Source organism: Pectobacterium brasiliense (assembly GCF_013449685.1).
GTDB lineage: Bacteria > Pseudomonadota > Gammaproteobacteria > Enterobacterales > Enterobacteriaceae > Pectobacterium > Pectobacterium brasiliense_A.
Map to the genome: position 1 here is coordinate 61,877 of NZ_JACDSF010000066.1, position 21,562 is coordinate 83,438.

Genomic DNA, 21,562 nt, shown 5'->3' on the forward strand with positions numbered 1-21,562 from the left:
GATAAAACAAAATTCCAGCTTCTGTATTGTTCTCTATCCCCGATATTATTCGTCGGGGAAATTACTCCCATCCGCTCATGAGCCGTCTCGATCTGGCCTGCAACCCGGCCAGAATTGCCTCACTGATATGAGTAGGAAAATCCACAGGCAGTTGACTTCCAACAGTCGTCATGACGGTATCAACGGTGTGGGCAAACTCCGCCAGAATGTTTTCCATCGATTCTCTGGCAAACCCAACGACCTTCGCCGTCTGGAAAAAATGTCGGGGAAAGATCTGCTCAATCGCATATTTCTTGCCTCTTGAGCCAGTTAATCCCATCGCCAGTTTGGCCTCTCTGCGGTCAATTCCCCGTCCGCCCATCGCCGGATACATAGAGAGAATGTCATAGAAAGGCGTGAGTCGATATCGCCCCTCAGATTCAATAAACAGGGAAAAGTTTTTCGCATGACCATCCGTTGCAGCTAATAGCCAAAACAGTACCTGAGCCTGCATAAAGCAATAACGATCTCTTTCTGGATCAACCGAACCCAATAGAAACGACATAATGGCGGAAATACCCGGTCCACCATGATTTTCATATTTCAGTGCGGAAGGAACGTTTAATACCTGACAAAAATCCTCTTGTGGTAGCCGCATAATCCAACTGACATCCGAGGCGTATTTACGATCAAAACGCTCCACCGCCAACGCCTTTATCTTGCCAGCGTTGATCATAAAACAGTGCGGCACTGGCAACCCAAATGCCTTGAAAATGAGCAAACACAGATACTCATTTTCAACGCTGTCAGACATATCAATTGAGTAAGAGTGACTCTCGATTTTACCAATCGGTAGCTTGATGATGTGGGTAGTTGGTGTGGCATTGAGAGGCAGGCACCAGCGATCATCCAGATAAAGCAGCGCCGTCTTTTCCTGTGCACCTGCGATAGAGATACGAAAATCGTCTTCAGTATCAATCATACCCAGCGGGGCATCGGACAGATATCCGGTCAGTATGTTTTCAAGCTGCTGCTCGGATAAGGTTTTGTATTCGATCTTTTTTATATCGTGCACAGGTGTACCCTGCGGCACTAATTGCAACGCACCGACACTGTCTTGCCCCACTTTAGCCAGCAGATCAAACGGTTGGGTGGAATCCGTATGATGCCTGGCGACAATTCGTCTTCTGATATCCGGGTTATCCGGCAACAGATTGTCGAAAAAGTTATAAACTTCATCGCCTTGATAGGGCTGATGACGTAGCGGCATAGAAAGCGAAATGGGGCGACTCCCCGGCAATCCGAGCCAGTTCGCATCATAGGAAAAATGATGTGCCCCACTGCCCGTTTTGGTCAGAATCCCCACCCGATAGCCATTCATGTAAACATCGAGCGCAGCCATTACCATTCTTCCTTCCAGGATGATGCAACAGAGGCTTCGTTATTGGTGGTGTCCACATTCCTGAGCGTAACAGTAAGTTCTAAATTCAATGCCGACAGGATTTTAAAGAAGGTTTCCAGCTTAGTGGAATCAGGATGTTGCTCGAAACTGGATACCGTATCCTGGCGAATACCCACTTTACTGGCCACTTTCCCTTGTGAAAGCTTCTGCGTGATACGAACATCTTTCAGATAGCTGCTAAGCTGCTTGCTGTTGGTGATCTTCATCATCTTGTCCTACCGGTTATAGGCGGTAGAATAAATATTACACGCTTTAGCCGGTAAAACAAGAATGACACGCTACAGCCGTTAATTTTGTATTTACCCGCTAAAGCGTGTAAGCAGCAAACAGAACTGTAGGGAAACACGGTGTATAGCGGGGTGAGATTGTTGGCGCTAACGCTTTCTCACCCTCGATGGTATTTACCGCAGGCTTGTTTTGAAAAATTGCTCAAACTTATCAAACGGTATTTTACCTGCCTGATTGTCGTACAGGTCCACATGATTGGCGCCCGGTATCACTACCAGATCTTTACGCTTGCTGCAGACTAATTTGTAGGCATCTTCAGCAAAATAGCGCGAATGAGCCTGTTCACCGGTGACGACCAATGTCGGGATAGTAATTTCGCTCGCATAGGTACCACTTTTCGCATCTTTCCAACGCTGTTCGCTGAGGTATTGCAAGTACGCCAGCGTGATAAAAGCGTTTGCGCATATAAACCGCTTGATTGCTCTTTCACTGCACCAAAAGGCCCACTCACAGCGATGGCGGCCCAGAATGATCTCTGAGCCGATTTTTAAGCGTTACTTTTTAAGTGTTATTTCAACGTCGCTTTCACGACAGCTGACAGCGGCGTGGTTGGGCGACCGATCAGGCGGCTCAGTTGCTTACCGTCATCAAACAGACCACCTTTGGATGCACCAGTGTCCGAATCCGCAATAATCTGCGCGAAACCCTCAGGTAGGCCGACTGAAACCAACGCAGCGGCAAACTCCGCTTCGGACAGATTTTGATAACCGATATTTTTGCCAGACTGTTTGCTGACTTCCGCCGCTAACTCTGCCAGCGTGTAAGGCTCATCACCAGCCAGTTCGTAAACCTTACCGGCCTGCCCTTCCTGCATCAGCACTGCGACCGCAGCGGCAGCAAAGTCTTCACGGGTTGCAGACGTAATTTTGCCTTCGCCCGCGCTACCGATAAACACACCGTGTTCCAGCGCCGCAGGGATGCTGGCCGCGTAGTTTTCGGTATACCAGCCGTTGCGCAGCAGGACGTGCGGTAAACCAGAATCCTTCAGCAACGTCTCCGTTTGACGGTGTTCTTCCGCCAGCGCCAGAGGGGACTTATCCGCGTGCAGCAGGCTGGTGTACGCCACCAGTTTCACACCGGCTTTCACCGCCGCATCAATGACATTGCGGTGTTGTACCGCACGCTGACCCACTTCGCTTGAAGAGATCAGCAGCACCTTATCCACACCTTGCAGCGCGGAAGCCAGCGCTTCTGGCTGATTGTAATCCGCGGCTTTCACCTGCACGCCTTTTGCAGACAGATCGGCAACTTTATTCACATCACGCACCAGCGCCACGATGTCGCTCGCAGGAACCTTCTCTAACAGTTGTGCGATAACCAAACGGCCCAGTTGGCCGGATGCACCAGTAATAGCAATCATCTTGATCTCCTTTTATTGACTGTCTTTTATTAACCATCTTTTGTTAACCGTCTTTTGTTAACAAGAACTGGCTGGCATAATATCGTCAAAACTAACTTTAAGTAAGTACATACATAAAGGTAAGTATAGTGAGTCAACCCAAAACACCCATCGATTTATTGCCCCCCATTCTGCCAACCGGCAATGTCTTTGCCGAGAAATGCCCGTCTCGCCAGATACTTAACCACGTCACCAGCCGCTGGGGCGTACTGATTCTGATCGCATTACTTGATGATACGCATCGCTTCAGTCAATTGCGTCGACGGATTGGCGGCGTGAGCGAGCGCATGCTGGCGCAGACTCTGCAATGGTTGGAAAGTGATGGTTTTGTCCTGCGAACGGCCTATCCGGTTGTCCCGCCACATGTTGAGTATAGCCTCACCCCATTAGGTAAAGAGGTTGGTGTGCGGGTAAAAGAGCTGGCGATATGGGTCGAAGGGAATCTGGACAAGATTATGGCGACGCAGCAGCCAGGCGAACAACAATCGAGTGAACCACGGTCAGATAAACAACCGTCAGGTTAACTGCGTTCTTCCTGAATCACGGTTCTTGTTCTCTTCTGGAACGATGGCGATAGTGCCCCCGCTTTAGTTGATTCTATACATGCAACTTGAAGTATGACGAATATTTAGATGAAAACGAAAACCGACGGTAGAGATCCTGTTATGCAATCCCCAAAGAAATGGCTGATCCTGGACCTTGTTTCCAGCGCCCTGTTCCTGATTGTTATCGACATGACGGTCCTGTACACCACATTCCCGACACTGACCCACGACCTGCACGCTACTGCATCGGAAAAGCGGTGGATCGTTAATATCTATATGCGGGTTGCCTGCTGCTGACCGCGGCCTTCGTCTGGACAACCCGCCATAATAAACAGCATCATCATCAGGCCGCTGATGTATAGCACCGCCAACTCATCGGTTCAGACAATAAAAAACGCCGTTCAATCACGAACGGCGTTGATGATGTAGCGACGTCTTACACTATAACGACCTACTGCAAGCAAGGTAACGGTGTACTACCAAGAAACTTAGTAGGTTTCTTTACCGTATTGCAGTGAGCGAGGGCCGTACAGCATACCGCGTGAATGACCCGCGGCCAGCAAGCGCGCGCTGGTCACGCCAGCAACATCGTGGCCTTTGTCGGAGATCGTGTCCGCGATTTGATTCACCGCAGCCTGCACCAGAACCCCGATGATGCCGCCGTTAGAATTTGACTGCTGTTCGTTGCTGGACGCCGTTGCACTTCCGCTCCACAACAGTTTTCCGGTACGCAGATCCACCAGACGCGCATCCGCAGAAACGCGGGTTTCGCTATTAATCACGATGTATGACGTGCCGTACTCTTTTACGTCCAAATACAGCGCAGCATCAGCACCAAAGATTTGATGCAGCTTCGCCGTACTCAGCGCATGAATATCCGCCGCGGTCGACAGACCATTCTGTTTGAACGTTTCGTCCACTACAGCGACAGGCAAGACGTAATAACCCGACTCCGCCAGCGGGTACGTGACCTGAGAAAGCAGGCTATAGCTCGCTTTCACATCCGGGGAATGGTTAACCGGCGGCAATACCAGAATGGACTTAGGCTTGCTCTGCTTAAATGCCGTGTAGTCATAAGGCACGGGTTTAGCACAGCCGGTCAGTACCAGCGCAAAAACCAGACCACATAATCCTAAGAAACGATTCATTTAATGCTCCCTTTATTTTTACTCAACAGGAAGTCCATAAAAGGTGCTGATTCAGGGAATTTCGCTTTTTCAGTTTCAAACTGTTGGCGAGCGTCGCTATCACGGCCAGTGTTGGCGTACAGCAACCCAAGTTGAGCGTAGAGTCCCGGCGGGACAGGTTTATTGGCGGCTTTCGCTTTTTCGATCGATTCGTTCAAAGCAAGAATCTGCTGCTCTGGACCGACTTTATCCTGTTGATAATAATCATAAAGAGCCGGCTGGTATTTATCCCAGCTGTAAATGGTTTTTGGCTGGGACGCACAGCCTGCTAATACTGTCGCTGCCAGTAGCAGGACAATTTTCTTATGAGATAACATGGTTATATTCCTATTCCATTAGTTCGCTGGGCGCCAGGCACCGCTTTCAATTCCCGCAACCAGATTATTAACGGCCTCACGAATCGCCAAATCCAGCACTTTGCCGTTCAGCGTCGAGTCATAGCTGGCTGTGCCGCCAAAACCGATAATTTCACGGTTGGACAAGGTGTACTCGCCCGCACCCTGTACGGAATACACCACTTCAGACGTTTGCACGTTCACGATGTTCAACGTAGTTTTTGCGTAAGCAACCTGTGTTTTACCGCGACCCAGTATGCCCCACAGCTGATGGTCACCCACTTCTTTGCGACCAAACTCGGTCACATCGCCGGTAACAACATAGGTAGCGCCTTTCAGCGTCTGCGTTTGCCCTTTAATACCCGCTTCTGCTTTCAGCTCTTCCATATTGGTGCGATCCAACACGTTAAAGCGGCCACTCTGCTGAAGATGGCTAACAAGAATGGTCTTAGATTGATTACCTAAGCGGTCAACACCATCAGAAAAAATACCGTTCATGTAGTTAGAGCGGTTTTCAAATTTTCCGACGGAAATCGGGCTACGAACGCCCTGATAAGGCGTACTGTAAGAAGTCACTTTTTGGGCTTCTACGGTACGGGAAGACTCTGTGGCACATCCGCTCAATAACACAGCTGACATGAATACAGAACACAGAACGACTTTTTTATTCATAACACTATCCCTTAGTGACAATCCATTAACCGGAGCAACGCTCTGTTATTGATTCATAATGAAAATGCCGTAAACGCGTTATTTAGCTGCAACATTGTTTGATGCAACAGTGTTTTGCTGCGTGCAAATAGCGTCCAACATTATGAGGGGCGTAAGGAAAAGTAACGAGTTATTTCATGGGGAAATTAACAAAAATCATGAAAATCAGAATTTTTACCCGAGATAAACTACTGTAAACCAGATAAAAAGCAAGGTTATATGCAACCAGACCATTACTTCCGCATAACATTACAACCTACTGAAACGATTCAATAATTTTATTAGTAACCCATGTGAGATTTAACATTAACCGACTTTTTACCTGCTCTATATCAAGGTCAGGGGGTTATCCAACTATTAGGATAAAGGCCACGATCGAGGGATCCAGAGTGGGAAAAGGTAATGAACCGATTTGTTATTGCCAGTACTCAAGACTGTATGGGGTGCCATGCATGCGAAATCGCCTGTGTCATTTCACACAATGACGAGCGCTATCCAGATAGTGCAGCGGTGTTTCAGCCCAGAATAAAAGCATTCAATACGCCAACACTGCGGGCTGCCGTGACTTGCCGTCATTGTGAAGATGCCCCCTGCGCCAGCGTGTGTCCAACACAGGCCTTGATCAGAAAAGACAATAGCATTCAGCTCGTTCAGGAAAAGTGCATCGGCTGCAAAAGCTGTGTACTGGCTTGTCCGTTCGGCGCGATGTCCATGGTGACAAGCCCTGTAGACAACAGCGCCATCGCCCACAAATGCGATCTCTGCGCCGATCGTCCAGAAGGGCAAGCGTGCGTAGAAGCCTGTCCAACGCAGGCCTTACAGCTCGTCAGCGAGCAAACATTAGCGGCCCGCCGTCAGGAGAAACAGCAGGCAATGGCGCTGCGTTCCTCTGCTCACTGGCAACGTGAAACGCCCGTGCTGAAAACGCTGACAACCCATCCGCTCAGCAAAAGAAAAAACTGGCCGCGCCGAGATGCCGAGAAAAAGCCGCTGACCCAGAGAACCTCCACGTTTGATGAAATCTATCATGGCTTCTCCGTGCAGCAGACGGAAGATCAGGCTGACCGCTGCCTTTCTTGCGGCAAACGCGCGATCTGCGAGTGGACCTGCCCGCTGCATAACAATATTCCCGAGCTGCTGAGTCTGGCCAAACAGGGACGCATTCTTGAAGCCGTAGAACTGTCGCACCAAACCAGCAGCCTGCCGGAAATCTGTGGCCGAGTGTGCCCGCAGGATCGGTTATGTGAAGGAGCCTGTACGCTGGGCAAGGAGTATGGTGCGATTACCATCGGTAACGTTGAGCGTTACATTACCGATACCGCGATAAAAATGGGCTGGTCGCCCGATATGACGCATGTTGTTCCCAGTGGCAAACGCGCGGCGATCGTCGGTGCTGGTCCTGCTGGGCTAGCCTGTGCCGATGTGCTAGCCCGCAACGGTGTGCAGGCCGTGGTGTTCGATCGTCACCCAGAAATTGGTGGCTTGCTCACGTTCGGGATTCCGTCATTCAAGCTGGATAAAGACGTTCTGGTTCATCGGCGTGAAGTGTTCAGCGCCATGGGCATCGAATTCCAACTGAATACCGAAGTGGGGAAAGATATTTCTCTGGCTCAGTTGCTGGACGACTATGACACCGTTTTCCTCGGCGTAGGCACCTACCGCTCCATGAAGGCCAACATTGATAATGAAGAGTCTCCCGGCGTCTTCGATGCGCTGCCTTTCCTGATCGCCAATACCAAACACGTCATGGGGCTACCTGAATTAGAAGATGAGCCTTATATCTCGATGGCGGGCAAACGCGTCGTGGTGCTCGGCGGTGGGGATACCGCGATGGACTGCCTGCGCACGTCCGTTCGGCAGGGTGCAGTATCCGTCACCTGCGCGTATCGTCGTGATGAAGCCAATATGCCCGGCTCGAAAAAAGAGGTGAAAAACTCCCGCGAAGAAGGCGTGGAATTCCTGTTTAACGTTCAGCCACAAAAAATCTGCCTCAATGAACAGGGCGAAGTATGCGGCATTAGTCTGGTTCGCACCGAACTGGGCGAGCCTGACGCCAGCGGCCGCCGTCGCCCGCGCCCTATTCCTGATTCAGAATTCGTGCAGCCCGCGGAAGCCGTGATAACCGCATTTGGCTTTCAGTCACACAGCATGCCGTGGCTGGAAGACGCCGACATCGGTCTGGATAACTGGGGATACATCACCGCCCCGCTTGATAGTCAGATACCTTGCCAGACCAACCACCCGCGTATTTTTGCCGGTGGCGATGCCGTACGCGGTGCCGATCTGGTCGTTACCGCGATTGCCGACGGGCGCAAAGCCGCATTGGGCATGATTGCGACGATGGGGCTGACCGCCATCACGGGAGCTATTCCCGCACACCCGCAGCGCCCTGAAATGAACGCAACCCGCGAGGAGCTCCGCTCATGAATCAATTTGTTATCGCCGAAGCAGAAAAATGTATCGGCTGCCGGACCTGTGAGATCGCCTGCGCGGTAGCCCATAGCGGGGGGCAAAGCGCACAACTGCGGCCTTCTCACTTCTTTCCCCGCCTGAAGGTCGTTAAAAGCGCCAGCGTCAGCGTTCCCGTTCTTTGCCGTCAGTGTGAGAACGCCCCCTGTGCCAGCGTATGCCCGAATGACGCGCTGGTGCGCGATCGGGATAGCATCCAGGTTATTCAGTCCCGCTGCATCGGCTGCAAAAGCTGCGTCGTCGCCTGTCCTTTCGGGGCTATCAATGTGGTGACAAAAGCGTCGAATAACGAAGAGGAAGCGCACCTCACGCAAAGCGAGGTTCACAAATGTGATTTATGCGTGGATGTCGCCCAGAGCCCTTCCTGCGTCAGCGTGTGTCCGACATCGGCGCTGCGATTAGTAACAGAGGATGAGTTGCGCAAGCAGACGCTGGAAAAACAGCGGCGTTCCGCACTGGGGTGGCCGAGCCATTAAAACAGACTGGCAGGTGGCGAACAGGGAAGGATCGCCACAAAACATACGGTGCAGAAAATTCGGTGTGCCTAATTAATAATTATCGCCGATTTATCCATCGATTTTTCTTTAGATCACATATTAGTCTGATAATATGCATTGGTAATGCCTGATAGATTCCCATCTTTTATCACGATCACGGAGTGAACAATGACCTGCCATTTTGTCAGGTGGACAAGCACGGAAGCGCTTCCTGACTTACAAAGACTGCCCGATAGGCTCATCTCATCAACACAAGGTTTCTCAGCCAAACGCCGCGAGCGTTATCTGAAAAGTCGAGTGCTGCTGGCTGAAATGATGTTCTATTTTTTCGGCTATCCGCTGTTGCCCACGCTACTCGTGTCCCCTGAAGGACGCCCTTACTTTGCCGATCCCAATATGCCCAATTTCAGCATCGGCTATGCAGGCAATACTATCGCCATCCTCCTGAGCGAAGAAGGCAGCGTCGGTATGGATATCGAAATCGTTCATGTCAGGCCAACAAATCAGGTCATCCCACAAATGCAGGCGCAGACACAGGCAGAACAGGCGTGGATCGACGCGCAGCGCGATCCGCTGGAAGCAGCAACGCAGCTATGCACCATCCGCCAGTCATTGATGAAGATCCCTGGCGTGAACGGCCACCCTCCTACTAATCTGAAACTCCACCCCGCCTCTGGCAGGCTGCGTTCAACCTGCACCCCCGCCGTAGAAGTGATGAGCGATGTTGATGATTACCTTGCCTGGGCCTGCGCTCATGTCCCCACGCTTAACCGATTGATCATGTGGAAATACACGTCGGCAACGGGCATGAGAAAGACGGGGGAAGTTCTACAGCAGCAGCGCCAATCTGTACGCTATATGAAATTAACCAGCCATACGATAGAAAAAGCCACCTCTACCGCTTCACAGTAGCCAGCCGCCTTGTCGCAGGCTGAGGCTCCGGGAAAGCCCCGGAGCCACGAACAGATTAATGCCCGTCGATAAACACGATTTTCAGCAGGAATAGCAGCGCAACCACGACCACGCAAGGGCTGATTTCACGCCAGCGGCCCGTCGCCAGCTTCATCACGCAGTAAGAAATGAAGCCCAGCGCGATCCCTTCAGTAATAGAGAAGCTGAACGGCATCATCACTGCGGTAATAAAGGCCGGAACGGCTTCCGTCAAGTCATCCCACTTTACGCGCGCCAGACTGGACGTCATCAATACGCCCACGTAAATCAGTGCGCCAGCAGCCGCATAGGCCGGCACCATACCCGCCAGCGGTGACAGGAAGATGACCAGCAGGAACAGCAGCCCCACCACCACGGCCGTCAGGCCGGTACGTCCGCCAACGGACACGCCAGAAGAACTTTCAATATATGCGGTAACGGAGGATGTCCCGATAAATGAACCGGCCACAGAGCTAACGCTATCGACATACAGCGCCTGCTTCATGCGTGGGAATTTACCGCGCGCATCAACCAAACCAGCTTTATCTGTCACGCCAATCAGCGTACCGGAGGAGTCAAACAGGTTAACCAGCATGAAGGAGAAGATAATGCCGGACATCCCGAGGTTCAGCGCCCCGGCCAGATCAACCTGACCCACCACCGACATGACGCTCGGTGGCATGGAGAACACACCAGAATACGTCACATCGCCCAGCAGCAGGCCAATTGAGGTAGTCACGACGATAGAAATCAGTACCGCAGCATGAATATTACGTGAAGCCAGCGCCACAATAATGAAAAAGCCCAGAGCGCCCAACAGCACGCTGTGTGACGTCAGATTACCAATCGTCACCAGTGTTTCAGGGTTAGGAACGATAATACCGGCGTTTTTCAGGCCCATCATGGCAATGAACAACCCGATACCGCTGGCGATACCCAAACGCAGGCTAAGCGGGATATTGGCGATCATCCAATAGCGAATCTGGAAGATAGTCAGCAGCAGGAAACCGATTGCGCCCCAGAAAATAGCACCCATCGCAACCTGCCATGGCAGACCCATCGCACCGACGACGACAAAAGCGAAAAACGCATTCAGCCCCATTGCAGGTGCCAGCGCCACAGGCAGGTTAGCCAGCAGCCCCATCAAAATGCTGCCGAATGCCGCAATCAGACAGGTGGTCACAAAGACCGCTTTGGTATCCATCCCCGCCACACCCAGAATCTGCGGGTTAACAAAAACGATGTAAACCATCGTCAAAAACGTCGTGAAACCGGCAATTGTTTCCGTACGTGCTGTCGTGCCGTGTTGTTTAAGTTTAAACACGCGCTCCAGCAGGCCTTGCTCGGTAGCAAGACCGGGTTGTGATTTATTCATGAGTAACAATCCAAAGAAGGGAATAACTGTCGTCGGGTATCCTATAACAAAACGCGGCTTTTTTACGTTGATCCCACGTTTTTTTTCATCGAATAAGAAGAACCTATTAACGTCATCGTTTTCTCTCGGTTAAATCCCCCCAATTTTACGCAAGATAGCAGTGAAAATGGCTTTATAGGTCGCAATATTGGGTCAATTGGTTAAAGTAAAGGCTTCATCTTTTATTTCATCGATAAGGATTGGTCATGCCCCGTATTGAATGCGTCTTCTTCGACTGTGATGGCACGCTGGTTGATAGCGAAGTGCTGTGTTGCCAGGCTTATGTGAATATCTTCATCCCGTATGGGGTGAACTTATCGCTGGAGGAGGTGATAAAAACCTACAAGGGCGTGAAGCTGTACGAGATTATTGCCCGCATCAGCCAGCAGCATGGCTTAACCGTGTCGGTAGACGATGCGGAGCGTCATTTCCGGCAAGAGGTGAAACGTCTGTTCGATGAATTCCTGCAACCTATCGAGGGTGCACGTGAGTTAGTGCAGTCGATTACTGTCCCGATGGCCGTGGTATCCAATGGTCCGGTCAGCAAGATGCAGCATTCGCTCGGCCTGACGCATATGCTCGATCTGTTTGGCGACCATCTCTACAGCGGCTACGATCTGAAAAAATGGAAGCCCGATCCAGCAGTGCTGTATCACGCCGCCGAGCGGTTACAGCTTCCCATTGAGCACTGCATTCTGGTTGAAGATTCCGCCGCTGGCGTACAGGCTGGCATCGCTGCGGGCATTCCGGTGTTTTATTACTGCGCCGATCCCCACAACCAGCCAATCCATCACCCGCTGGTCACGATGTTCGACGATATGCACGAACTGCCGCAAATCTGGCGCGAAAAAGGCTGGAATATCACCGCGTAGAAGCCGCCCCTCAGGCTGGTTTATTCCGCCACCATAGCAGACGACGCTTCGGCTGCTTTTCCTGCTGGCTAAAACGGGCATTAACCCCGTTCGCCAGCAGCTCCAGCGACAGGCAAAACACGAAGTAGACCAACGCGACAAACAGAAAAACCTCCATCGGGTAAACCATGCTGCGGTTATTGACCTGCGTAGCGAGAAACGTCAGTTCGCCGACGCCGACAATGTAGGCCAGTGAGGTGTCTTTAATCAGGGAAATCCACTGATTAATGAAGGAGGGCACCATCATCCGCAGCGCCTGCGGCAGGACAATCTGCCACAACACCTGCCAGCGGCTTAAGCCCAATGAGAGTCCGGCCTGCCACTGACCGCGCCCAATAGCGACAATGCCCGCCTTCACGCCATGCGCGAGATACGCCGAGGCGATCAGCGCCAGCGCACACACCACGGTCGTAATTTCAGGGATATCGACGCCAAAAACGATCGGCAGCAGGAAGTAGGTCCAGAAAATCAGCATGATGACGGGAATCGCCCGGAAGAACCCCAACACCATCGCCAGCAGCGCGCTCCACACGCCCCAGGACATCGCCAGCGCCACGCCCAAAATCGTCCCCAGAACAGCAGACGCGACGCCCGCCAGCAGGCTCATCACCAGCGTCAGCGCCGCGCCGCCCAGCGGGCCATCCGGGAACGTGCCCCACATCAAATAGCCGAGGTTATCAGTGATAACGGTAAAATCCATCTCAGTGTCTCTCCGCCAGACTACGCTGCTGACGCCACATGCCCCAGCCTTCCATCACCGCAATAATCACGATGTACAACACCGTTGCTACACCAAATGCCTGAAACGTGCGCAAGGTTTCCGTCTCCACCTGACGCGATGCGTAGGACAATTCAGCAACGCCAATCGCCATCGTCAACGACGAGTTCTTAACGATATTCATGTACTGCCCCAGCAAAGGCGGCAGGGCGATTTTTAGCGCCTGCGGCAATACCACATAACGCATGGATTGCCAGCCGGTTAACCCCAGAGCATGCGCCGCGTACTTCTGCCCACGTGCTACACCGCGAACACCGGAGCGGATTTCCTCCGCAATAAACGCGCTGGAATAGAGCGTCAGCCCTGCTAATCCGGCTAAAAACTCAAAAGAAGGCCACGCTAACGTCATGCCCAGCAGCGAAATAGCATGCGGGGTGTTCAGCCATTGCATCATCGCTGAGGGAAAAAGCTGCCCAGCCCCGAAATACCAGAAAAACAGCTGCACCAACAGCGGCGTATTACGAAATAGCGAACTATAGGCCACCACAACGCCGCTCAGCAGCCGAATCTGACTGTCTCTGGCCGCCGCCAACAGAAAGCCCAACACGGTAGACAGAACGATCGTACTCAGGGAAATACCCAGCGTGATCAGGAAACCGTGCCACAGCCAGATGAGGTATTGAGGAGCCAACAGCCACGATTCAAGCGATTGCAGCGCCGTATCCATGCGTTTTATCTCTCTTTGTCATTATTACGAAGTACAAATAGAAATGCCCTCTGCATTGTATTGCAGAGGGCTGGGATCGTAGCACCAGGCGTCAGCTATCAGGATTTAGGTTGTTGATCCAACGGGGCAAAGGTGAAATCGCCGCGCGGCTGGGATGACTTCGTGCTCGGCCCAAACCAGCGATCGTAAATCGTCTTCGCTTCACCCTGTTTTTCCAGATTAATCAGCGTGTCGTTAATTTTCGCCGTCAGACGCTCTTCGCCCTTCGGAATCCCAACACCCTGATACTCTTTGGTAATGCTGAACGGAGAGATTTCAAACTCAGCCTTCTGTGCATCGGGCACGTTAGCCAGCAGGCCGACCAGCTTGGCATCGTCCTGCGTGATGGCCTGAACGTTGCCGTTACGCAGCGCGGCAAAGGCCAGCGGCGTATCGTCGTAGGAAATCACTTTGGCCGTCGGATAATGCTCACGCAGGGTAATTTCCTGCACGGTGCCTTTATCCGCGCCAATACGCAGCGTTTTGATGTCTTCCGGCGTTTTCAGCACGCCTTTACGGGCGATGAATTTTTGCCCAGTAGCGAAGTAAGGGATACTAAAGTTAACCTGCTTGGCACGCTCATCCGTAATGGTGAAATTCGCGGCAATCAGATCGACTTTCTGCGAACTTAACAACGGAATGCGGTTAGCCGGGTTCGTCGCGCGCAGTTCAACCTTCACGCCCAGCGCCTTACCAATCGCCTCGGCGATATCTACGTCATAACCCACCAGCTTTTTGCTCTGCGGATCGACATAGCCAAACGGCGGGTTGCTGTCGAAGACAGCAATTTTCACCACGCCCGCCTTCTGAATATCATCCAGTTTATCGGCCTGTGCAGCACCAGAAATGGAAGCCAATCCGGCCAATAAAGTCACTGTCAAAATCTGCTTTTTCATTCCCTGCCCCTTAATATTGCTGTATTAACAGCAGGCTATCAGCAGGGCGAAAACGCGGGAAATAACATAAATAGCTATAATATAACCTTATGTTACTTCGCAATTCTGGCAGATTATCCTGACGATTCAACGCGCCTTATCAGCGTATACTGACAGAATAAACCAGGTCATCATCCCCCCAATTAGCCCCCAAAATGCCGCACCGATTCCCCACAGCGTCAGCCCAGAGGCGGTGATCAGGAAAGTAACGACCGCGGCATCGCGCTGCTTTTCCTCCAGCAGCGCACGATACAGGCTGCCTGAAATCGTGCTGAGCAGCGCCAAACCGGCGATAGCGTGAATCAGCGGCTGCGGTAGCGCCGTGAAAAGCTGCCCGATAGAGCCGCCAAAAACGCCCGCCAGCAGATAAAAGCCACCCGCCGCGACGGCGGCAAGGTAGCGTTTCTTCGGATCGGGGTGCACATCCGACCCCATACAGATCGCGGCGGTAATCGCGGCGATACACACGGAAAAACCACCGAACGGCGTCAAAATCAGCGCGATTAATGCCGTAACGGTAATCAGCGGTGAGATAGGAACCTGATAGCCTGCCGCTTTCAGCGTGGCAACGCCCGGTGCGTTCTGCGATGCCATCGTGACAATAAAAAACGGAATGCCAACGCCCAGCAAAGATGCCCACGAAAAATGCGGTGTAATGAATTCCGGTACAGCGAACACCAGCGGCGAATCAGAAACCGCAATTTGCCCACGAAATAGGGCCAGCAGCAGGCCAGCAAGCAGCGTCAGCACAATGGCAAAGCGCGGCAGCAGCCGACGGCTGAGCAAATAGGTTACGCACATCGCAAAAGCCAGCCAGAAATCCTGTTGCAGGGAAAGAAAGGCATCCGCGCCAAAGCGCAGCAAAATCCCCGCCAGCATTGCGGCAGAAATAGCCTGCGGAATCACATTCATCAGACGGGCAAAAAGACCCGTGATCCCACAGATAAAGATAAGCGCGGAGGCAAACAGGAACACGCCGATCGCCTCATTGAGCGACGTACCCGGCAGGCTGGTGACCAACAGCGCCGCCCCCGGCGTTGACCAGGCCGCCAGTATCGGCGCACGGTAGTATAGCGACAGGCTAATCGACGCCAGCCCTTGGGCAATCCCCAACATGCTTAACCAACCGCCAATCTGCACTGCACTGGCACCCGCCGCTTCCGCTGCCTGAAAAATGATGGCGGCTGAACTGGTGTAGCCCACCAGCACCGCAACAAAACCGGCGATGAGGGTCGAAAAGGTGACATCTTTTAGCGCAAATGACGCAGGCATGGTATACCTTCACTCTTGTCGTGCGCTATAACGCACAGAAAGCGTTAACATAACAGCGTGCGCTATAACGCACAAGCAGGAGCCAATATTGATGTCTGATGAGCTAACCCGCCGTATTGGCAATACATTGAAAACGTTAAGACAAGAGAAAGGCTGGAGCCTCACACGGGCGGCAGAAGAGACGGGCGTAAGCAAAGCAATGCTCGGCCAGATCGAGCGCGGTGAATCCAGCCCGACGGTCGCCACGCTGTGGAAAATTGCGACCGGCATGAATGTGGCGTTCTCTACCTTTATTGAACCGACGCTCGTAGATGAAGACGTGACCTATCGCTCAGGTGCGGGATCGGCATTCAGGGAGGATGAGGCGGGAATGCACGTGGTACCCCTCTTCCCCTTCGACGAAAAACTGCGTTTTGATATGTTGGTTATTGAGCTGGCGGCGGGTGCCAGCAGCACCTCATCGGCGCATGATAACGGGGTGATCGAGCATATTATTGTGCTGGAGGGACAGTTGGAGATGACCGTTGATGGACAGACGCATTTGCTGTCCGCCGGAGATGCTCTACGCTTTGCCGCCGACAGAGAACACCGCTACCACAACCCTGCCGATACCACGGCGCGCTTCCACGATTTGATTCACTATCCTGATAAAAAATAACGCCCTGCAAGCAGGGCGTTATCACGATAAGCACAAAAACTGGCTTACTCTTCTTCTTTCTTATCTTTCTGCGCCAGCAGCTTTTCCAGCGCATCGCCACCCAGGTGACGGAAATCCTGACCTTTGACGAAGTAGAAGATAAATTCGCAGATGTTCTGGCAACGGTCACCGATACGCTCGATAGAACGGGCGCAGAACAGTGCGGTCAGTACGCTTGGGATAGTGCGAGGATCTTCCATCATGTGGGTCATCAGTTGACGCACAATCCCTTCGTACTCTTTATCCACTTTTTTGTCTTCGCGATAAATACGAATCGCTTCGTCCAGATCCATGCGGGCAAACGCATCCAGCACGTCATGCAGCATCTGCACGGTGTGGCGCCCTAATGACTCCAGACTCACCAGCAACGGCTGATGCTGATGAGAGAATTTCTCCAGCGCGGTGCGACAGATTTTATCCGCCACGTCACCGATACGTTCCAGCTCGGAGATGGTTTTGATGATCGCCATCACCAGACGCAGATCGCTGGCGGTAGGCTGGCGCTTCGCAATAATGCGCACGCAGGCTTCATCAATCGCCACTTCCATCATGTTAACTTTGGCGTCGCCTTCAATCACCTGCTGAGCCAGATTCGCGTCCTGATTATGCATCGCGGTAATCGCGTCACTCAGTTGTTGCTCCACCAGCCCGCCCATGGTCAGGACCTGCGTGCGAATGTGTTCCAGTTCGGCGTTAAACTGACCGGAAATGTGTTTGTTCAGATTCAGATTATCCATGATGCTTCCCTAATCAACCGTAACGGCCGGTGATGTAATCTTCAGTCTGTTTCTGCCTTGGGGCAGTAAACAGGGTATCAGTATCGCTGAACTCAATCAGCTCACCCAAATACATGAACGCCGTATGATCTGAACAACGCGCTGCCTGCTGCATGTTGTGCGTCACGATGACCACGGTGTAGTCTTTTTTCAGCTCGGAGATCAGTTCTTCAATGCGGCCAGTAGAAATCGGGTCAAGCGCAGAGCACGGTTCATCCAGCAGCAGGACATCCGGGCGAATCGCGATACCGCGCGCAATACACAAACGCTGCTGTTGACCACCGGACAGGCTATAGCCGCTCTGGTGTAATTTATCTTTCGTCTCTTGCCACAGCGCAGCTTTGGTCAGCGCCCACTGGACACGCTCATCCATATCGGCACGAGACAGCTTTTCAAACAGGCGCACACCAAATGCGATGTTATCGTAAATGGACATCGGGAACGGCGTCGGTTTCTGGAACACCATGCCGACTTTGGCGCGCAGCAGCGCGATATCTTGCTTATCCGTCAGAATGTTGTTGCCATCCAGCAGGATGTCGCCTTCGGCGCGCTGCTCAGGGTAGAGCTGATACATTTTGTTCAGCGTACGCAGCAGCGTGGATTTACCACAGCCGGACGGGCCGATAAACGCAGTAACCTGATTCGCGGCAATATCCAGCGTAATGTTTTTCAACGCGTGGAATTTTCCGTAATAGAAATTCAGATCGCGTACCTGGATTTTGTTGGATGTCTCAGTAGCCATACTCATCAAGACTTCTCTCTTTTTCCTGGCGCTGCCTGGCAGCACCTTGAATTTATTTAATGTTTCTCAGAAAACGACGCTTTCTTAGCGAATTAGTGCTTCTTAGCAGAGAAAATAACGCGCGCCAGAATATTCAACAGCAGCACACACATCGTAATCAGCAATACACCCGCCCAGGCCAACTGTTGCCACTCCACAAACGGGCTCATGGCAAACTTAAATATGGTGACCGGCAGGTTAGCAATCGGATGCATCATATCCGTGCTCCAGAACTGATTCGACAGAGACGTAAACAGCAACGGTGCGGTTTCCCCAGCGATACGTGCGATGGCCAGCAATACCCCAGTGATAATGCCCGATACCGATGCCTTCAGCGTAATCGCAGAAATCATTTTCCATTTCGGCGTACCCAGTGCATAAGCCGCTTCGCGCAGGCTATCCGGTACCAGTTTAAGCATGTTCTCGGTGGTACGAATCACAATCGGCACCTGCAACAACGCCAGCGCAATTACGCCTGCCCAGCCGGAGAAGTGCTGCATTTTTGCCACCACCAGCGTGTAGACAAACAGCCCCACCACAATCGACGGTGCTGACAGCAAAATGTCGTTGATGAAACGAATCACTTCGGCGATCCAGGATTTACGACCGTATTCCGCCAGATAGATACCCGCCATAATCCCCAGCGGCGTCCCCAGCAGCGTCGCCCACAGGATCAGCAATCCACTCCCGACGATAGCATTCGCCAACCCGCCACCCGCTGTATTCGGCGGCGGCGTCATTTCGGTAAACAGCGCCAGAGACATGCCATCCACGCCTCGGGTCACGGTCGAAAACAGGATCCAGACCAGCCAGAACAGGCCAAACACCATCGTGGACATGGATAAAAACAGCGCAATGCGATTTTTCTGGCGGCGCCAGGCCTGCATTTTACGCCGCGAACGCTCCAGTGCAGCGTCTTGCTCTATGCCTAATATAGCCATTAGCGCGTCCCCTCATTTTTAGCCAGACGCATAACCATCAGCTTTGAACATGCCAGAACAATAAAGGTAATCACAAACAGAATCAGCCCTAACTCCATCAGCGCCGCCGTGTGCAGGCCGGATTCGGCTTCGGCGAATTCGTTCGCCAGCGCAGAGGTAATACTATTGCCTGGCATATACAACGACGCGCTGTCGAGCTGGTAGGTGTTACCGATGATAAAGGTCACCGCCATGGTTTCCCCCAGGGCACGCCCCAGTCCCAACATCACCCCGCCGATCACGCCGTTTTTGGTATAAGGCAGCACAATGCGCCAGATGACTTCCCACGTTGTACAGCCAATACCGTAGGCAGACTCTTTCATCATCACCGGCGTTTGCTCAAACACATCACGCATCACCGCCGCAATGTACGGGATAATCATGATGGCCAGAATGACGCCAGCCGCCAGAATACCAATCCCGAATGCTGGGCCGGAGAACAGCGAGCCAACAATAGGAATACCGGACAGGACGTTGCCTATCGGTTGTTGGAAGTATTTGGCAAACAGGGGAGCAAAAATAAACAGCCCCCACATGCCGTAAACGATACTCGGAATGGCCGCCAGCAATTCAATCGCCACGCCAAGCGGACGCTTCAACCAGGTTGGTGCCAATTCGGTTAGAAATAGCGCAATCCCAAAGCTAATCGGGATTGCAATAATCAATGCAATCAGTGAGGTCACGACAGTACCGTAAATCGGAACCAGTGCACCAAACTGTTCTGCGGGCGCGTCCCACTCTTTCGTCCACAAGAAGGCAAAACCGAACTTCTCGATGCTGGGCCAGGACGCCACCATCAGGGAAACAATGATGCCACCCAATAGCAGTAGCGTGACCAGCGCCGCCAGTTTTACCAGCGTGCTGAAGAGGATATCGCCATACTTTCCCGGGGCTTTGATAGTTGGCTTGTACTCCGCCATACGTCTCTCTTCTCGTTTTAACTACATTTGATAAACTGTTGAAGGCAGAGAGGTTGCTATCACCTCTCCGCCCCGATACGACTTGTTATTCCACTACGTATTTCCCAGAACCTGACAACCTCATCATGCTCTGGTTATCAACACGACGTGTCGATACACTAATTAGTACAGTGCTTTGCCGCTGCTGTCTTTTACCTGAGTTTTCCAAGCTGCACGGATTTGCTCAACCACTTCTTTTGGCAGCGTGGCGTAATCCAGCGCTTCGGCTTGCTCACCGCCTTTCTTGAACGCCCAGTCGAAGAATTTCAACACTTCAGCGCCCTGCTCAGGTTTTTCCTGTTTGGTGTGAACCAGGATGAACGTGGTTGAGGTGATCGGCCATGCGTCAGCGCCTTTCTGGTTAGTCAGATCCTGAGCGAAAGACTTGCTCCAGTCGATCTCTTTGGCTGCGTTGCTGAAGCTTGCGCCAGTCGGGCTAACCGATTTGCCATCGGCAGAAATCAGTTTGGTGTAAGTCAGGTTGTTCTGCTTCGCATACGCGTATTCTACGTAACCGATAGAACCAGGCAGACGCTGTACGAAGGCCGCGATACCATCATTACCTTTACCGCCCAGGCCGGTCGGCCAGTTCACGGTAGAACCTGCACCAATCTTCTCTTTCCACTCTGGGTTCACTTTTGCCAGGTAGCTAGTGAATACGAAAGACGTACCAGAACCGTCAGCACGACGAACCACAGCAATGTCCTGATCCGGCAGTTTGGCATTCGGGTTCAGTTTAGTGATTGCTGGGTCGTTCCATTTTTTGATGTTGCCTAGGTAGATATCACCCAGCGTTTTACCATCCAGCGTCAATTCGCCAGATTTGACACCAGGAATGTTCACGGCCAGCACCACACCACCGATAACGGTTGGGAACTGGAATAAACCATCCTGTGCTAATTTGTCATCAGCCAAAGGGGCGTCAGAAGCACCGAAATCGACTGTTTTAGCGATAATCTGTTTTACACCACCAGAAGAACCGATGCCTTGATAGTTAACTTTATTACCGGTTTCTTTTTGATAGGAGTCAGCCCATTTGGCATAAACAGGCGCAGGGAATGTCGCACCGGCACCGGTGAGGTTAGCAGCAGCTAAAGCAGAAAATGCCGTCAGAGAAAAGGTTGCCGCAACAACACTGGCAAGAGTGGTACGCATCAGTTTCATAATCCCTCCTGTGGGATACTCAAACGTGTCGACGTAACGTCGTTATCTATCAGAGTTATCAAATCAGAATGTAGTTCGCAGGAGGAAAAATAGGACAATTTGGTGACAGTAAAATGTACGAAATATGACAGTTTTATGACAATGACACGGGGTGCAGGAAAACTCAGGCATCACCAGCCAGAACAGGCGTTCTGACTGGTGGAGTATATACCCTAAATAATTCGAGTGGCAGGAAGGCGGCAACCGCGCGAATCCCCAGAAGCTTACACAAGTAAGTGACTGGGGTGAGTAAGAGAAGCCAACGCACATGCAGCTTGAAGTATGACGGGTAGATCGGTCAGTGAGTCTGGCTATGGCTAAGTAATTTGTACATCGTATCAGGCTTAT

General features: G+C 52.1%; 22 protein-coding genes and 2 pseudogenes. 7 read left to right on the top strand and 17 right to left on the bottom strand.

The genetic code is table 11. The features are described from left to right. Positions 1-61: 61 nt before the first annotated feature. The 4 genes and pseudogenes from H0248_RS20180 to H0248_RS20195 form a co-directional block, all read right to left on the bottom strand. Positions 62-1,381, bottom strand: a complete 1,320-nt coding sequence (locus H0248_RS20180) for a type II toxin-antitoxin system HipA family toxin (protein ID WP_180787250.1) — start codon at positions 1,379-1,381, stop codon at positions 62-64. Continuing rightward, entirely contained in the window at positions 1,381-1,647 is a 267-nt protein-coding gene (locus H0248_RS20185) for a helix-turn-helix domain-containing protein (RefSeq protein WP_180787273.1), read from the bottom strand. The genes H0248_RS20180 and H0248_RS20185 overlap by 1 nt, the downstream gene beginning before the upstream one ends. Before the next feature lie 195 nt (positions 1,648-1,842). Then, a pseudogene (locus H0248_RS20190) lies at positions 1,843-2,058 on the bottom strand (alpha/beta hydrolase); the annotation flags it as partial. A 179-nt stretch (positions 2,059-2,237) separates the two neighbouring features. Next, complete coding sequence (locus tag H0248_RS20195; RefSeq protein ID WP_180787251.1) at positions 2,238-3,089, bottom strand: SDR family oxidoreductase; 852 nt, start codon at positions 3,087-3,089, stop codon at positions 2,238-2,240. Between the two features lie 128 nt (positions 3,090-3,217). On the opposite strand from H0248_RS20195, the gene H0248_RS20200 reads away from it, so the two are divergent. Together H0248_RS20200 and H0248_RS20205 are read left to right on the top strand one after the other, a co-directional pair. Next, positions 3,218-3,652, top strand: coding sequence for a winged helix-turn-helix transcriptional regulator (locus H0248_RS20200; protein ID WP_180787252.1), 435 nt, complete (start codon positions 3,218-3,220; stop codon positions 3,650-3,652). A gap of 141 nt (positions 3,653-3,793) precedes the next feature. Further along, positions 3,794-3,961 (top strand): annotated as a pseudogene (locus tag H0248_RS20205) (MFS transporter); the annotation flags it as partial. 200 nt (positions 3,962-4,161) lie between these two features. Here the strand turns inward: H0248_RS20205 and H0248_RS20210 are convergent. The 3 genes from H0248_RS20210 to H0248_RS20220 are packed head-to-tail and all read right to left on the bottom strand — an operon-like array spanning position 4,162 to position 5,867. Beyond that, positions 4,162-4,821 carry a DUF799 domain-containing protein gene (locus H0248_RS20210; RefSeq protein ID WP_180787253.1) on the bottom strand — a complete coding sequence of 220 codons (660 nt, stop codon included), beginning with the start codon at positions 4,819-4,821 and terminating at the stop codon, positions 4,162-4,164. Next, on the bottom strand, positions 4,818-5,177 hold the full coding sequence (locus H0248_RS20215) for a DUF4810 domain-containing protein (protein WP_180787254.1): 360 nt from the start codon (positions 5,175-5,177) through the stop codon (positions 4,818-4,820). The genes H0248_RS20210 and H0248_RS20215 overlap by 4 nt, the downstream gene beginning before the upstream one ends. A gap of 18 nt (positions 5,178-5,195) precedes the next feature. Beyond that, a complete protein-coding gene (locus H0248_RS20220) occupies positions 5,196-5,867 on the bottom strand; it encodes a CsgG/HfaB family protein (protein WP_180787255.1) in 672 nt (223 codons plus the stop codon). Between the two features lie 441 nt (positions 5,868-6,308). Here H0248_RS20220 and aegA point away from each other — a divergent pair, with 441 nt between their 5' ends. The 3 genes from aegA (at position 6,309) to H0248_RS20235 (ending at position 9,784) form a co-directional block, all read left to right on the top strand. After that, a complete protein-coding gene (aegA, locus tag H0248_RS20225; RefSeq protein WP_180787256.1) occupies positions 6,309-8,333 on the top strand; it encodes a formate-dependent uric acid utilization protein AegA in 2,025 nt (674 codons plus the stop codon). Next, positions 8,330-8,851, top strand: coding sequence for a 4Fe-4S dicluster domain-containing protein (locus tag H0248_RS20230; protein WP_180787257.1), 522 nt, complete (start codon positions 8,330-8,332; stop codon positions 8,849-8,851). Before aegA ends, H0248_RS20230 begins: the two co-directional genes overlap by 4 nt. A 189-nt stretch (positions 8,852-9,040) precedes the next feature. Next, positions 9,041-9,784 (top strand): 4'-phosphopantetheinyl transferase family protein, encoded by a 744-nt coding sequence (locus H0248_RS20235; protein WP_180787258.1) that lies wholly within the window; start codon positions 9,041-9,043, stop codon positions 9,782-9,784. A 55-nt stretch (positions 9,785-9,839) separates the two neighbouring features. On the opposite strand, the gene H0248_RS20240 is transcribed toward H0248_RS20235, so the two are convergent. Beyond that, on the bottom strand, positions 9,840-11,177 hold the full coding sequence (locus H0248_RS20240; RefSeq protein ID WP_010302438.1) for an NCS2 family permease: 1,338 nt from the start codon (positions 11,175-11,177) through the stop codon (positions 9,840-9,842). Between the two features lie 245 nt (positions 11,178-11,422). Here H0248_RS20240 and yieH point away from each other — a divergent pair, with 245 nt between their 5' ends. Continuing rightward, on the top strand, positions 11,423-12,088 hold the full coding sequence (gene yieH, locus H0248_RS20245; protein WP_180787259.1) for a 6-phosphogluconate phosphatase: 666 nt from the start codon (positions 11,423-11,425) through the stop codon (positions 12,086-12,088). Positions 12,089-12,098: 10 nt separating this feature from the next. On the opposite strand, the gene H0248_RS20250 is transcribed toward yieH, so the two are convergent. From H0248_RS20250 to H0248_RS20265, 4 genes are all read right to left on the bottom strand, one after another. After that, a complete protein-coding gene (locus H0248_RS20250) occupies positions 12,099-12,827 on the bottom strand; it encodes an amino acid ABC transporter permease (protein ID WP_180787260.1) in 729 nt (242 codons plus the stop codon). 1 nt (position 12,828) lies between these two features. Beyond that, positions 12,829-13,572, bottom strand: coding sequence for an amino acid ABC transporter permease (locus tag H0248_RS20255; protein ID WP_039498300.1), 744 nt, complete (start codon positions 13,570-13,572; stop codon positions 12,829-12,831). A 98-nt stretch (positions 13,573-13,670) separates the two neighbouring features. After that, positions 13,671-14,507 carry an ABC transporter substrate-binding protein gene (locus tag H0248_RS20260; protein ID WP_014917144.1) on the bottom strand — a complete coding sequence of 279 codons (837 nt, stop codon included), beginning with the start codon at positions 14,505-14,507 and terminating at the stop codon, positions 13,671-13,673. Between the two features lie 126 nt (positions 14,508-14,633). Beyond that, a complete protein-coding gene (locus H0248_RS20265; RefSeq protein WP_180787261.1) occupies positions 14,634-15,818 on the bottom strand; it encodes a benzoate/H(+) symporter BenE family transporter in 1,185 nt (394 codons plus the stop codon). Between the two features lie 91 nt (positions 15,819-15,909). On the opposite strand from H0248_RS20265, the gene H0248_RS20270 reads away from it, so the two are divergent. Beyond that, a complete protein-coding gene (locus tag H0248_RS20270) occupies positions 15,910-16,476 on the top strand; it encodes a helix-turn-helix domain-containing protein (RefSeq protein ID WP_180787262.1) in 567 nt (188 codons plus the stop codon). Positions 16,477-16,520: 44 nt separating this feature from the next. Here the strand turns inward: H0248_RS20270 and phoU are convergent, their stop codons facing one another. The 5 genes from phoU to pstS form a co-directional block, all read right to left on the bottom strand. Next, positions 16,521-17,252, bottom strand: a complete 732-nt coding sequence (phoU, locus tag H0248_RS20275) for a phosphate signaling complex protein PhoU (RefSeq protein ID WP_095993276.1) — start codon at positions 17,250-17,252, stop codon at positions 16,521-16,523. Between the two features lie 13 nt (positions 17,253-17,265). Then, positions 17,266-18,039 carry a phosphate ABC transporter ATP-binding protein PstB gene (gene pstB / locus H0248_RS20280; RefSeq protein WP_010681437.1) on the bottom strand — a complete coding sequence of 258 codons (774 nt, stop codon included), beginning with the start codon at positions 18,037-18,039 and terminating at the stop codon, positions 17,266-17,268. Between the two features lie 86 nt (positions 18,040-18,125). Beyond that, on the bottom strand, positions 18,126-19,013 hold the full coding sequence (gene pstA / locus H0248_RS20285; RefSeq protein WP_180787263.1) for a phosphate ABC transporter permease PstA: 888 nt from the start codon (positions 19,011-19,013) through the stop codon (positions 18,126-18,128). Then, positions 19,013-19,972 (bottom strand): phosphate ABC transporter permease PstC, encoded by a 960-nt coding sequence (gene pstC / locus H0248_RS20290; RefSeq protein WP_180787264.1) that lies wholly within the window; start codon positions 19,970-19,972, stop codon positions 19,013-19,015. Before pstC ends, pstA begins: the two co-directional genes overlap by 1 nt. Before the next feature lie 162 nt (positions 19,973-20,134). Next, on the bottom strand, positions 20,135-21,175 hold the full coding sequence (gene pstS, locus H0248_RS20295) for a phosphate ABC transporter substrate-binding protein PstS (RefSeq protein WP_180787265.1): 1,041 nt from the start codon (positions 21,173-21,175) through the stop codon (positions 20,135-20,137). Positions 21,176-21,562 lie beyond the last annotated feature (387 nt).